Raw genomic sequence first — 13,369 nt, 5'->3', positions numbered from 1 at the left:
CGCCTCGACGCCGATCCGCCGGGCCATGGTGCTGGCGGCGGGCCTGGGCCAGCGGATGCGGCCGATCACCGACACTTTGCCCAAACCCCTCGTCCGCATCGGCGACAAGGCGATGCTCGACCATGCGCTCGACCGGCTCGCCGAAGCAGGCGTCGAGGAGGCGGTCGTCAACGTCCACCACCTGGCTTCACAGATCGAGGCACATGTCGCCGATCGCACTGCGCCGCGCGTCACGATCTCCGACGAGCGGACGCTCCTGCTGGAGACCGGCGGCGGCGTCAGGAAGGCGCTGCCTCTGCTCGGCCAGGAGCCGTTTTTCCACATCAATTCGGATTCGCTCTGGGCCGAGAGCAGCTTCTCCAATTTGAACGCGATGGTCGCTGCCTGGAACCCTGCACGTATGGACATGCTGCTGCTGCTCGCCGAGCGCGAGGGCAGTGTCGGCTTCGACGGCAAGGGCGATTTCTTTCTGGGCGAGGACGGGCTGCTGACACGGCGCGGTACGGCCGCCAGCGCACCTTACGTCTATGCCGGCGTCGCCGTCATGAAGCCCGACCTGTTCGCGGGAACGCCCGAGGGGCCGTTCTCGCTCAATCTGCTGTTCGACCGTGCCATCGCAGCGGGCAGCCTGTACGGACTTGTCCTGCGCGGCCGCTGGCTGCATGTCGGCACGCCTGAGGCGATCGCGCCGGCCGAGGCGGCCTTCGCGGCGGCGCAGGGCTGCGATGACTGAACTCAACCTCTTCACCATCCCCGCCGGCGCGCCCTTCCTCGACGTGCTGGCGCAGGCGATGGTCGAGGGTCGCTTCGGCCCTATCCACGACCCGGCCGACCCCGCCGCGATGGCGCGCACCACGCTTTATCTGCCGACACGGCGGGCGGCACGTGCCTTCGCGGCCTGCCTCTCGGACAAGCTCGGCGGACGCGCGCTGCTGCTGCCGCGGATCGTGCCGCTCGGCGATGTCGACGAGGCCGAGACCGCCCTGATCGGGGCAGGGGCCTGGAGCGGCGAACGTCTCGCGCCGATCGATCCGCTGGTCCGGCGCATGGTACTGACGCGGCTTGTCGAGGCCTGGGGCCGCAGCGCCAACCGCAGCCATCTCAAGCTCGACCCGTCCGAGCCGTCGCTCGTGCCCGGCACGCTGGCGGAGGCCTATGGGCTCGCCGGCGATCTCGCGACGCTGCTCGACCAGTTGCAGACCGAGGGTGTCCCGGTCGAGAAACTCGCGACGCTCGACGCCGCGCGCTTCGACCGGATCTGGCAGCTCAACGCCGATTTCCTCGCCATTCTGGGAAAGGCCTGGCCCGACATCCTCAAGGAACGCGGCGCCTGCGACCCGGCCGGCTTTCGCAACCTGATGCTCGCAGCCGAGCGGCAGAGGCTGGAAGCCGGCGGCGCGAAGGGACCGATCATCGCGGCAGGAACGACCGGCACGGTCCCGGCTACGGCGCAGCTTCTCGCCACGATCGCGCGCTTGCCCAACGGCGCGGTGGTGCTGCCCGATCTGGATCTCGATCTGCCGGAAGCCGCCTGGAACGCCGTTGCTGCCGAGCCGGCGCATTCCCATCCGCAGGCGGCGCTGCATCATCTGCTCGGCACACTGAAGGCGACGCGCACGGACGTCGTCGCTCTTGCCGAGCCCGATGCGCAACGCGCCGCGCGGACGACACTGCTGCGCAAAGCGATGTTGCCCGCCTCGGTGACCGAGACATGGGCCGGTGTGGAACACGACGGAGATGCGCGGGCCGGTTTTGCCGATCTTCGCATCGTCGAGGCGGGCAACGAGCGAGAGGAGGCGCTGGCGGTGGCTATCGCCCTGCGCGAGACGCTCGAAATCCCCGGCGCCCAGGCGGCGCTGATCACGCCCGATCGCGGGCTTGCCGAACGCGTCGGCGTCGAGTTGAAGCGCTGGGGCGTCGAGGTCGACGATTCCGCCGGCCTGCAGCTGGCGCGCTGGCCGGCCGGCGCGCTGATGGGCGCGATCCTGGAGATGGCGCTGGCGCAGGCAAGCCCGGCGAGCCTCGTGCCGCTGCTGGCGCATCCGCTCTGCCGGTTGGGCCTCGCGCCCGAGGCGGTGCGGCGCGGGGCGGCGGCGCTGGAAATCGGCTCATGGCGCGGCAAGGCCGTCGCCAAGGGACTGGCAGGCTTGCGCGCCGGGCTCCCGGCTCTGCGCGCGAGGGAGGACGAGCGGCATGTCCCCGCGCCACGCCGGCGGCTGACCGGGCAGGACGAGGCCGCAGCATCCCTGCTGCTCGACAGGCTCGACGAGGCGGCCGGCCCGCTGATCGCGGCGCTGCATGCGCCCGAGCCGACCCTCGCCGACGTGGCAAAAGCGGCCCGCGCCGCCGTCGCCGCCTTCAGTGTGACGCCGGAGGGGCGGGCACTCGCTTTCGCCGGTCCGGATGGCGAGGCGCTGTCAAAGCTCTTCGACGATCTTGTCGGCGCACAAGCCGATATGCCGGAAGGCGGCCGGGCCAAGGACCATGTCGCGATCCTCGAAGGCCTTCTGACTGAGCGCGTCGTCAGGCGCGCGGGCGCCGGCCATCCGCGCGTGAAAATCTGGGGGCTGCTCGAAGCGCGACTGCTGGAGGCCGACCATATCGTGCTCGGCGGATTGAACGAGACCGTCTGGCCGCCGGAGACCAAGACCGATTCCTTCCTCAACCGGCCGATGCGGGCCGAACTGGGCCTGTCGGCGCCCGAGCGCCGCATCGGCCAGACGGCGCATGATTTCGGACAGGCGCTGATGGCGCGCAGGGTGACGCTGACGCGCGCGCGCAAGGCCGGCGAGGCCGAGACCATCGCCTCGCGTTTCTGGCAGCGGCTGAACGCCGTGACGCCGGCACCGATCTGGACCGACGCGCTTGCACGCGGCGCGGAACTCCTGGCCTACGGCGCCACGCTGAGCGCCGCTGCCGATGTCAGGCCGATCGCACGGCCTGCACCGCGTCCGGATCGTCGGTTGCAGCCGCTCTCGCTCAGCGTCACCGATGTCGAGACACTCTATCGCGACCCCTATCAGATCCATGCGCGCAAGATCCTGAAACTCGATGCGCTGGACGCGCTGGTCGAGGACCCCACCGCCGCCGATCGGGGTTCACTGCTGCACGACATCGTTGGACAATTCGCCGAGACCTATCCGCAGCAATTGCCTGCCGATGCGCTCGGGCAGCTGATCGCCATCGGCGAGCGCCTGTTCCGGACGTTTGACGAAACTCCGGAGGTGCGGGCCTTCTGGTGGCCGCGCTTCCTGCTGACAGCGGGCCATTTCATCGCCTGGGAAGAAAGACGGCGCGGCGATCTTGCTTTGGTCGGTGTCGAGCGCGGCACTTCGGCGACCTTTCCGCTCGCCGACGGTGCGATCTTCCGCCTGAGCGGCCGGGCCGACCGGATCGAGGTGACGCGCCTGCCGAGCTTGCGGATCATCGACTTCAAGACCGGCGCGCCGCCGAGCAAGGCACAGGTCGAGAAGGGCTTTGCCCCGCAGCTGACGCTGGAGGCCGAGCTTGCGGCCCGCGCCGGTTTTCGCGACCTGATCGGCCCGACGCCGGTCGCGGATGTGCTTTATCTCAAGCTTCATCACGATCCGAAGGGCTGGGCCAGGGACAAGCCGCTCGCCTTCGAGGGCGAGACACTGGCCGATGTCGCGGCGCGCCATCTCGACAGGCTGCTGGAGCATCTCGACGCGCTGCGCAGCGGCCGCGACGCTTTCGTGTCGCGCCGCGCGCCCGACTACATCAAATATGCCAGCCCCTACGATCAGCTTGCCAGGGTCAAGGAGTGGTCGGCTGGGCCTGGCGACGAGGGCGAGGCATGAGGCCTGGCTGGAACGTCCCCGAGCAGACGAAGCAGCGCCAGGCACTGGCGGCCGATCCGCGCCTCAGCGCCTGGGTCTCGGCCAATGCCGGCTCGGGCAAGACCTATGTTCTGGTCAACCGCGTGCTGCGGCTTCTGCTCGACGGCGTGGCGCCCGGCCGCCTGCTCTGCATCACCTATACCAAGGCGGCAGCCGCCAACATGGCCAACCGCGTCTTCAAGGCGCTGGCCGAATGGTCGACCCTGCCCGAGGCCGACCTGATCGCGAGGCTGACGGCGCTGACCGGTCGCGCGCCCCCCGCCGAGCAGCGCGCGGCGGCACGGCGCCTCTTCGCGCAGGCGCTGGAGACGCCGGGAGGCCTCAAGATCGAGACGATCCACGCCTTCTGCACGCGGGTGCTGCAGGCTGCGCCCTTCGAGGCGAATGTGCCGCCGCGCTTCGAGGTCGCCGACGACCTCGATCAGGCGGAGATGCTGCGCGATGCGCGGCGCGAATTGCTGGCTTTCGTCGCGGCCCACCCCGACAGCGCGGAGGCGGGCGCGCTCGATCTGCTTGCCCGGCAGGCGGCGCAGGACACGTTCGAAACGATGATCAGGGAGGCGCTGCACCAGCGCGCGCTGTTCAGCGATGCCGACGGGCGTGCGCGCGATGCCGGGGAGATGCTGGCGGGGATCTCGGCCTTCCTCGGCATCCCGCCGGACCTGCAGGCCGACGAGGTGCAGGGCCGCTTCCGGCTCGATTTGTCGCTCGCGAGCGGCTTGCCGGACCTGATCGCCGGGCTTGAGGCCGGCAGCTCCACGCGCCAGAATTTCGCCACGACGCTGCGGGCCCTGCTTGCTGGCGAGGATGGTGGCGATCCGGTGGCGCTCTGCCGGCGCGGCTTCATCACCGGGGACGGCAACATCAACGCCAACCTCCGCGGCAAGGGCAAGTCGGAGTTCGAGCCGGCGCTGCTGGCCACACTGGAGAGCCTGTCCGAGCGCCTTCTGGGAGCCGCCGATCAACTGAACGCCATCGCCATCCGCGACCGCAGCCACGCGCTGGCGCTGCTGGTGACGCGGATGCTCGCCTCCTATCGCCGCCTGAAGAGCGAGCGCTCGCTGCTCGATTTCAACGACCTGATCGCCAAGACGCGCTCGCTGCTGACCCGGGTCGAGGCGGCCTGGGTGCTCTATAAGCTCGATGCGGGAATAGAGCACATCCTGCTCGACGAGGCGCAGGATACCAGCGAGGCGCAATGGGCGATCCTGGGCACGCTCGCCGACGAATTCAGCAGCGGCGCCGGTACGCGCGAAGGCGATCCGAGGCCCCGCACCGTCTTCGTCGTCGGCGACGAGAAGCAGTCGATCTACGGCTTCCAGGGCGCGATGCCGAAGGCCTTCGGCGAAGAGCGCAGGCGGCTCGGCCAACAAATCGCCGAGGCCGGGCAGCATTTCGAGACGGTGAGCCTCAATACCTCCTTCCGCTCAGCGCCTGATATCATGCAGGCGGTCGATGCCGTCTTCGCTCTGCCGGAGCATGCGCGCGGCCTCGTCTTCGACGGTGCCGGACGGCCGGAACTGCACGATACGGTCCGGCAGAATGATCCGGGCTGCGTCGATCTCTGGCCGCTCGCGCTGGACGACGAGGGCGAGCCGCCCGATGCCTGGACGACGCCGGTCGACGCCGTCGAGCGCAGGAGCGGTACGGCCAAGCTCGCCAGCCGGATCGCTGCCGCGCTCGGACGCTGGACGCGCGAGCACCATGACGACCTCGGCCGCCCCTTTGAGCCCGGCGACGTGATGATCCTGCTGCGCACGCGCGGGCCGCTGTTCGAGGCGATCGTCCGGGCGCTGAAGGACGTCAACGTGCCCGTCACGGGCCGCGACCGGCTGACGCTTGCCGACCATCCGGCGGTCGAGGATCTGCTCGTGCTGGGGCAAACGCTGCTGCTGCCCGACGACGATCTCACGCTCGCGACCGCGCTGAAGACGCCGCTGATCGGGCTCGACGACGACGATCTGCTGCGGCTGGCGCCCGAGCGGACCGGCTCGCTGCGGCAGGCGCTGCGCGACGCGGCGGCGAGCGAGCCGCGCTATGCCGCGGTCGAAGACAAGCTCGTAGCGCTGGCGCGGGAAGCGGAACGCTGCGGACCGTTCCGCTTCTTCGCCGGGCTGCTCGGACCGGGCGGCGGACGCAACCTCGCGCTGGCGCGACTCGGTGCCGAAGCCGGCGACGCGCTCGACGCTTTTTTGACCGCCGCGCTCGACCATGAGCGCCGCTATGGTCCCTCGCTCGCAGGTTTCCTGCAGCATGTCGCGGTCACCGCAGCCGAAGTGAAGCGCGATCTCTCGACCAGCGCCGGCGAGGTCCGCGTCATGACCGTTCACGGCGCCAAGGGGCTCGAGGCCAGGATGGTGATCCTCGCCGACCTCGCCAGGCAGCCCGATGCCAAGCGCCTACCCAAGATCATGGCAGTGGCGGCGACGGGCCGTCCGCTGGTGCCGATCTGGCCGCCCGCGAGCAGCGAGGATTGCGACGCGACGCGGGCTGCGAAGGCCGCCCTCATCGACCAGTCGATCGAGGAGCACCATCGCCTGCTCTATGTCGCGATGACGAGGGCCGAGGACCGGCTGATCGTTTGTGGAGCGCAGCCCAAGGGCGAGGCGCCCGAAGGCTCCTGGCACAGCATGGTCGAAACCGGGTTGGCGGGCTCCGATCAGGGCCTGCGCGAGGTGCCCGCGCCGGACGGGCATGGCAGGATCCGGCGTTTCATGACATCGACGCCGATGGCGGCGGAAGCACGAGACGCCGCACAGGCTCTGCCGACGGTCGCGACGCCGGCCTGGCTGCGCCGCGCCGCGCCCGGCGAATACGAGGTCGCGCCGCCGCTGAAGCCGTCCAATGCGCTCTCGGCCGCCGATGCTGCGGACCGGCAGGGCGACGGTCCCTTCGTCGCCGAAGCTGCAGCCGCCGGCCGGCTCGCGCATCTGCTGCTCCAGATCCTGCCGGACGTGCCGCCGGAGCGCCGCCGGGCGACCGCGGAGGCGCTTGTCGCCGCACGCGGAGCCGGCGTGCCGTCCGAACGGCGCGCCATGCTGGTGCGGGATGCGCTGGCGCTGCTGGCGGAGCCGGCTCTGGCGGCCTTGTTCGGGCAGGGTTCGCTTGCCGAGGTGCCGATCGCCGGCTCGGTCACGCTGCGAAAGAACGAGGTTAGGGCGGTCTCAGGGCAGATCGACCGGCTCGCGGTGACCGGAGATTGCGTGCTGATCGCCGATTTCAAGACCGCCGCGCGACCGCCCGCGACGGCCGATGCCATTGCGCCGCGGACACTGGCGCAGCTTGCGGTCTATCGGGCGCTGGTCCAGGCGATCTATCCCGGTCGGACAGTCCGCGCCCTGCTGGTCTACACGGCGACACTCACCTCGCTCGAGCCTGAACTCCACCTGCTCGATGCCGTTCTGGCCAACCTGGCTGATGACGGTGATCCGGCGCCCTTCCCAAGTCCGCGCGACCTGCCTACACCGGGCTCATGAGGCTTCTCCCCCGCTCGCTGCTGGTTCGCCCGCGCCTGCTGATCGCGCTGGGCGCGATCGTCGTGCTCGCTCTGCTGCTACCGCACGACTGGCGCTGGACGACGCGGCTTCTGATCGCCTGGGATGCGGGCGCGGTCCTCTATCTCGGGCTCCTCGCTTCGACGATGCTGTGGGAGACCGTCGACCAGATCCGAGCGCGGGCCGAGCGCCAGGATGAAGGCGCCGCGGCGATCCTGGTGATCGCCTGTCTCGTCGCCAGCGCGAGCATCGCTGCCATCGGCGTCCAGTTCACCGAACTCGGCAGCGTGCCGGCCGCCGAGCGCGGCCTGCATCTCGCGCTCGGCGGCTTCACAATCCTGTGCTCCTGGACGCTGCTGCACGCCTTCTTCACGCTCCACTATGCAGGAGCCTATTACGACAAGGACGCCAAGGAACCCTGCCTGGATTTTCCCGGCAAGCGCGATCCGGACTATGTCGATTTCCTCTATTTCGCCTACACGATCGGCTGCACCTCGCAGACCTCGGACGTGGCGGTAACGGGCCGTGCCGCGCGCGGGCTCGTCTTGATCCACTCCGTTCTCGCCTTCATCTTCAACACCAGCATTCTGGCGCTGGGGATCAATGTCGGTGCAAGCCTCGTCTCTGGCGGTTCGTGACGCTCCCGACACGGCTCCGCCCTGCGGCGCGCGCGCCTTGACCCCGACCATGCGCGTTCATAGCTTCAGCCCCAACGCAGCGAGGCTGCCAACACTACGAAAGGCGACTGGGCCATGGCGACGATCAAAGTGACCGATGCGAGCTTCGAGGCCGACGTCCTAAAGTCCGCCGAGCCGGTCGTGGTGGATTTCTGGGCGGAGTGGTGCGGTCCCTGCCGTATGATCGGCCCGGCGCTCGAGGAGATCGCAGGCGAGATGGACGGCAAGGTCAAGATCGTGAAGATGAATGTCGATGAGAACCAGGCGATTCCGGCCCAGTTTGGCATTCGCTCGATCCCGACCCTGATGCTGTTCAAGGACGGAAAGCTGGCTTCGCAGAAGGTCGGCGCAGCGCCCAAGAGCGATCTTTCGCGCTGGATCGCCGGAGCCGTGTGAACTGACTCTCCGATCACGAAAAGCCCGCCTGTCCATCCGGACGGCGGGCTTTTCTTTATAACGCGGGCGTCAGGCGTCTCAGTCTTTGCGCGAATCGACGCTCCAGGCGCCGGCGCCGGCGACCATCAGATAGAGGAAGATGAAGCAGTAGAGTATGGCCGCATCGCCGCCGTTCAGCAGCGGATAGATGCTGCGGGGCGCATGGAACATCCAGTAGGCATAGGCCATCTCGCCGGCGAGGATGAAAGCGACGGGACGCGTTCCCAAGCCGATCAGGATCAGGAGGCCGCCGAAGGTCTCCAGGATCGCGCCGAACCAGAACAGCGTGAAGGCGGCCGGCAGACCGCTGGCGGGAGGAGCGGGGAAGCCGAACAGCTTCTGCGTGCCATGGGCAATGAAGATCAGGGCCGTGACGATGCGCAGGATCGCGAGCATCTGGGGAGCGTAACGGCCCAAAGAATTGAAAGCGTTCATGGAAAGGAGCTCTTTCTCGGTAAAGCGGCTGCAATTAGTCATGGCTTAACAAGCCCACTCAGCCTTTTTGCTGCTAATCGCTTATGACGCAACATCTCGTGGCCGGATCGCCGATTTGTGAAGCGCGGCTGCAACAGTGTCGATCCGTCGCCGCCGACAATGTCGGGGGACCGCGGATCGCTTAACCGCCCCTTAAAAGCGCCATGTTTCACTCCTGTCTGACGTCGATGCGGGTTTTACCGCGACATCGCGGCAAACGGCTTGAACAGGACGCCATGAACGACCGGACCAGACGCGGCGAGCGGCGCGAGCCGTCCTTCGGAAGCGGCCGCGGCGATAGCCGCGACGATTTCGACATGCGCCTGTCCGACGACGACCGGCCTGCCCGTGGCCAGCGACAGCCGGCGCGTTCCGAGAGCCGTGGCGAACCCCGTCGCGAGAAGCGGCGCGGCGGTGGCGGGGGGCGACGCGGGCGCAAGGGCCGCTCCGTCCTCGGCCACCTGGTCTACTGGACCTTCGTGCTCGGCCTGTGGTGCGCCATCGGGCTCGGCGGGCTGATCGCCTATCACGCAGCGCAATTGCCGCCGATCAACCAGCTGACGGTGCCCAAACGCCCGCCCAACATCGCGATTCTGGCGGCCGACGGCTCGCTTCTGGCCAATCGCGGCGAGACCGGCGGGCGCACGATCACGATCGGCGAGGTGCCGCCCTATCTGCCGAAGGCGTTCGTCGCGATCGAGGACCGGCGCTTCTACGACCATTTCGGCATCGATCCGATCGGTCTCGCCCGAGCGGCCGCGACAAATCTGCGCGGACGCGGCGGCATTCAGGGTGGCTCGACGCTGACCCAGCAGCTCGCCAAGAACCTGTTCCTGACGCAGGAGCGGACGGCGGCGCGCAAGATCCAGGAGGCGATCCTGGCGCTCTGGCTGGAGCGGACCTATTCCAAGAACCAGATCCTCGAACTCTACCTCAACCGGGTCTATTTCGGCTCAGGCGCCTATGGCGTCGAGGCCGCCGCGCAGCGCTATTTCAACAAGTCCGCCCGTTCGGTGACGATCGCGGAAGCCGCGATGCTGGCGGGGCTCGTGCAGGCGCCCTCGCGGCTCGCGCCCAACCGCAATCCCGAGGCCGCCGAGAAGCGCGCCCAGCTCGTCATCGCGGCGATGGCCGATCAGGGCCTGATCTCGCAGGCAGCCGCCAAAACGGCGTTGGTCGCCCCCGCCGAAGCGGCCGAGCGCATCGGCGCCGGTTCCGTCAACTATGCAGCCGACTATGTCATGGACGTGCTCGACGATTTCATCGGCGCGATCGAAGGCGACGTCACGGTGCTGACGACGATCGACACCAAACTGCAGTCATCCGCCGAAACCTATCTTGTGGAAGCTCTGAACGCCCAGGGCGCCAAGCTCGGCGCGAGCCAGGGCGCGGTCGTCTCGATGGCGCCAGACGGCGCACTGAGAGCACTGATCGGCGGGCGCGATTACACCCGGAGCCAGTTCAATCGCGCGGCCGCCGCCAAGCGCCAACCGGGCTCCGCCTTCAAGCCTTTCGTCTATCTGACCGCGCTCGAGCAGGGCCTGACACCCGATACGATCCGCGACGATTCGCCGGTCTCGATCAAGGGTTGGCAGCCGGAGAACAACACCCGGACCTATCGCGGCCCTGTGACGCTGCAGACCGCCTTCGCCCATTCGCTGAACACGATCGCGGTCAAGCTGAACCAGGAAGTGACGCCGCGCGAGGTCGTACGCACCGCCCAGCGGCTCGGCATCTCATCTGCGCTGCAGGCCAACCCGTCGCTGGCGCTGGGTACATCCGAGGTGACGCCGGTCGAGCTGACGACCGCCTATGCCACCTTCGCCAATGGCGGTCAGGGTGTCCTGCCCTATGTCATCCGCGAGGTGAAATCGCTCAACGGGAAGGTGATCTATGCGCGCAAGGGCAACGGCTTCGGCGCCGTCGTGCAGCCGCAGACCCTGGCGATGATCAACACGATGTTCCACGAGACGATGCTCAGCGGGACCGGGTCCAAGGTCAATCTCACCGGCTGGGAGGTTGGCGGCAAATCGGGCACTACCCAGGATTTCCGCGATGCCTGGTTCGTCGGCTTCACGGCCCGGCTGGTCACCGCTGTCTGGATCGGCAACGACGACAACAGCGCGATGAAGCGCGTCTTTGGCAGCGGCCTGCCGGCCGAGATCTGGGGCCGCTACATGAAGGCCGCCCATGCCGGCATGCAGCCGGCGCCGCTGCCCGGCGGCCTGTGGCGCAGCGGACCGAAATCGATCTTCGATTCGGGCGCACCGGTCGCCGGCGTCAGGCCGCCGGCCAATACCCAGACGGCCGAGAGCGACCGCGCCTGGATCCCGCCCGCGCCGCAGGAGAAGAACCTGCTGCAGCGGCTGTTCGGCGGATAGCCCGCGCGACTCAGGTCTTCACGGCCCGGATTCCCGCGCTGGCATGGAAGATCGCGAAGGCGGAGATGCCCAGCGCCGACATCACCAGCGGCATCGGCAGCGCCGATGTGCCGAGCAAGGCACCGACCAGCAGCCCGACGCAGGCCGAGAGTAGCATCTGGCACAGGCCATTGAACGAGGACGCGGCGCCCGCCCGGTCGGGAAATGGCATCATCGCCGAGGCCTGCGCCTGCGGCATCGTCAGGCCGATGCCGCAGGCATAAAGCGCCCAGGGCAAGGTGACGCCGAGCGCACCGCCGAAGCCGGTGGCGATGCAAGCCAGCATCGACAGGCCGCCGCCGGCAAGGCAGGCGACGCCGAGGCCGATTACGCCGTCCATGCCGCGACGTCCGACGAGGCGCTGGGCAATGATCGTCCCCAGGATGAAGCCGAGCACGCCGAAGGCGAAGGAGAGGCCATAGCTCACGGGCGACAGTCCGTAGAGGCCGACCAGCACGAAGGACGAGCCCGAGATGAACGCAAACAATCCGGCGTAGGCTATGCCCGTCAAAGCGACATAGACGCGAAAGGCGCGATTCTGCAGCAGGACGCCGAAGCCGCGGAAGATCGAGAGGAAGGAGAGCGGCTGCGGCGAGCGGGTGCGTAAAGTCTCGGGCATGATCGTGGCGATGACCGCTATCAGGATCAGCGAGAAGAGAAGCGTCGCTATGAAAGTCGAACGCCAGCCATAGGCGTTCTGCAGGACCCCGCCGATCACCGGCGCCACTGCGGGAACCAGTCCCATGATCATGCCCATCCGCGCCAGCTCGCGCCCGGCGCGAGGGCCCTCATAGAGGTCGCGCACCATGGCCCGACCGAGCACGATGGGGCCCGACGCACCAAAGGCCTGCAGCGCGCGCGCCGCCGTCAGCGCGCCGATCGAGGGCGCGAGCGCGCAGGCAAGTGTCGCCACGAGGAAGAGGCAAAGCCCGATCAGCAGCACCGGCCGACGGCCGACCCGGTCCGAGATCGGCCCCCAGACGATCTGGCCCGCGGCGAAGCCGAACAGGAAGAAGGACAGCGTCGCCTGCGCTCCTGAGACATCCGTGTTCATGACCCGGACGATCTCGGGCAGAGATGGCAGGTAGAAATCGGTCGAGAGCGGCCCGAGCGCCGTCAGCATGGCGAGGACGGCGGTCATCGCCAGCGTATCGGGACGGAGTTTCATGGAGACGAAGCTCTGAAGGCGGGGGAGGTTGTCTAGGCCCGGGCTCGATCGGTGTCGAGGCTCACCCGAAACCGTGCAGGCCCGCGCCATGCCGCTTCAGCCAGGCTTCCGCCTCCTCGGTGCGCGGGCAGAGCTTGTGGGTCAGCGCCCAGAAGCGGTGCGAGTGGTTCATCTCCTTGAGATGGGCGACCTCATGGGCGGCGAGGTAATCCAGCACCAAAGGTGGCGCCAGGATGAGGCGCCAGGAGAAATTCAGATGGCCTTTCGACGAGCACGAGCCCCAGCGGCTTGTGGTGTCGCGGATGGTGATCTTGCGCGCCGGGATGCCGAGCGTGCCGGTATGGACCCGCACCGCCCGCTCCAGATCCTCCAGCGCGGCGCGGCGCAGGAAATCCTTGACCCGGCGCGGGACGTGAACGGCCTCGCCGGCCACCGCTATGATCGGCGTGCCGTCTTTGTCGGTCGTCGCCTGGGTCAGGCCGCGCACCTTCGACCAGTGCACGATGCGGTGATCGACCCCCCTGAAGGGCACGATCGCACCGGCCTCGAAGGGTACGGAATCAGGCCGCTTGGCCATCCGCGCCGCAATCCAACCGCCATGCTTCTCGGCGAACAGCTTGCCGGCGCCGAAATCGGCCCGCTCGGGCAGCGTCAGCGTGATCTCGCCCGTCGCCTGTGAGACTCGCAGCGTCATCCGGCGCGCGCTCGCACGCCGCTTCACCGCGACGGGAAAGAGCGTACCGGCATGGGGAACCTCGATCCGGTCGGGATCGGGCTTGCGCTTGAACAGTGAGAGCCGCATCGCCCGTGATGGTGCCGGATTCGCGGGCGCTGCGGAAGAGGC

The 13,369-nt window shown here is 68.4% G+C and carries 9 protein-coding genes; 6 read left to right on the top strand and 3 right to left on the bottom strand.

Annotated features, from left to right (window positions below):
* Positions 1–25: 25 nt before the first annotated feature.
* The 5 genes from AXW83_RS20705 to trxA all read left to right on the top strand — a co-directional run bounded on the left by AXW83_RS20705 (position 26) and on the right by trxA (position 8,424).
* A complete protein-coding gene (locus AXW83_RS20705; protein WP_066620964.1) occupies positions 26–733 on the top strand; it encodes a nucleotidyltransferase family protein in 708 nt (235 codons plus the stop codon).
* Positions 726–3,818, top strand: a complete 3,093-nt coding sequence (gene addB, locus AXW83_RS20700) for a double-strand break repair protein AddB (protein ID WP_066616678.1) — start codon at positions 726–728, stop codon at positions 3,816–3,818. Before AXW83_RS20705 ends, addB begins: the two co-directional genes overlap by 8 nt.
* Complete coding sequence (addA, locus tag AXW83_RS20695; RefSeq protein ID WP_066616670.1) at positions 3,815–7,333, top strand: double-strand break repair helicase AddA; 3,519 nt, start codon at positions 3,815–3,817, stop codon at positions 7,331–7,333. Before addB ends, addA begins: the two co-directional genes overlap by 4 nt.
* Entirely contained in the window at positions 7,330–7,989 is a 660-nt protein-coding gene (locus tag AXW83_RS20690) for a DUF1345 domain-containing protein (protein WP_066616668.1), read from the top strand. The genes addA and AXW83_RS20690 overlap by 4 nt, the downstream gene beginning before the upstream one ends.
* Before the next feature lie 114 nt (positions 7,990–8,103).
* The gene (trxA, locus tag AXW83_RS20685) at positions 8,104–8,424 is read left to right on the top strand and encodes a thioredoxin (protein ID WP_066616666.1); all 321 of its coding nucleotides are present in this window, start codon (positions 8,104–8,106) and stop codon (positions 8,422–8,424) included.
* 78 nt (positions 8,425–8,502) lie between these two features.
* On the opposite strand, the gene AXW83_RS20680 is transcribed toward trxA, so the two are convergent.
* Positions 8,503–8,898, bottom strand: coding sequence for a DoxX family protein (locus tag AXW83_RS20680; protein WP_066616664.1), 396 nt, complete (start codon positions 8,896–8,898; stop codon positions 8,503–8,505).
* A gap of 275 nt (positions 8,899–9,173) precedes the next feature.
* Here AXW83_RS20680 and AXW83_RS20675 point away from each other — a divergent pair, with 275 nt between their 5' ends.
* Complete coding sequence (locus AXW83_RS20675; RefSeq protein WP_066616662.1) at positions 9,174–11,318, top strand: transglycosylase domain-containing protein; 2,145 nt, start codon at positions 9,174–9,176, stop codon at positions 11,316–11,318.
* 10 nt (positions 11,319–11,328) lie between these two features.
* Here the strand turns inward: AXW83_RS20675 and AXW83_RS20670 are convergent, their stop codons facing one another.
* A complete protein-coding gene (locus AXW83_RS20670; protein ID WP_066616660.1) occupies positions 11,329–12,525 on the bottom strand; it encodes a multidrug effflux MFS transporter in 1,197 nt (398 codons plus the stop codon).
* Positions 12,526–12,586: 61 nt separating this feature from the next.
* Complete coding sequence (locus AXW83_RS20665; protein WP_066616659.1) at positions 12,587–13,327, bottom strand: M48 family metallopeptidase; 741 nt, start codon at positions 13,325–13,327, stop codon at positions 12,587–12,589.
* Positions 13,328–13,369 lie beyond the last annotated feature (42 nt).

It is taken from the genome of Bosea sp. PAMC 26642 (genome assembly GCF_001562255.1).
In the GTDB taxonomy this organism is placed as follows: Bacteria; Pseudomonadota; Alphaproteobacteria; order Rhizobiales; family Beijerinckiaceae; genus Allobosea.
The sequence above is the reverse complement of the archived record's forward strand: the minus strand, read 5'-3'. Positions and strand labels throughout refer to the sequence as shown.

What these genes read in the sequence shown, in the direction of transcription:
- AXW83_RS20705 (WP_066620964.1), top strand. Translation starts at nt 26, where the DNA reads ATGGTGCTGGCGGCGGGCCTGGGCCAGCGGATGCGGCCGATCACCGAC.
- addB (WP_066616678.1), top strand. Translation starts at nt 726, where the DNA reads ATGACTGAACTCAACCTCTTCACCATCCCCGCCGGCGCGCCCTTCCTC.
- addA (WP_066616670.1), top strand. Translation starts at nt 3,815, where the DNA reads ATGAGGCCTGGCTGGAACGTCCCCGAGCAGACGAAGCAGCGCCAGGCA.
- AXW83_RS20690 (WP_066616668.1), top strand. Translation starts at nt 7,330, where the DNA reads ATGAGGCTTCTCCCCCGCTCGCTGCTGGTTCGCCCGCGCCTGCTGATC.
- trxA (WP_066616666.1), top strand. Translation starts at nt 8,104, where the DNA reads ATGGCGACGATCAAAGTGACCGATGCGAGCTTCGAGGCCGACGTCCTA.
- AXW83_RS20680 (WP_066616664.1), bottom strand. Translation starts at nt 8,898, where the DNA reads ATGAACGCTTTCAATTCTTTGGGCCGTTACGCTCCCCAGATGCTCGCG.
- AXW83_RS20675 (WP_066616662.1), top strand. Translation starts at nt 9,174, where the DNA reads ATGAACGACCGGACCAGACGCGGCGAGCGGCGCGAGCCGTCCTTCGGA.
- AXW83_RS20670 (WP_066616660.1), bottom strand. Translation starts at nt 12,525, where the DNA reads ATGAAACTCCGTCCCGATACGCTGGCGATGACCGCCGTCCTCGCCATG.
- AXW83_RS20665 (WP_066616659.1), bottom strand. Translation starts at nt 13,327, where the DNA reads ATGCGGCTCTCACTGTTCAAGCGCAAGCCCGATCCCGACCGGATCGAG.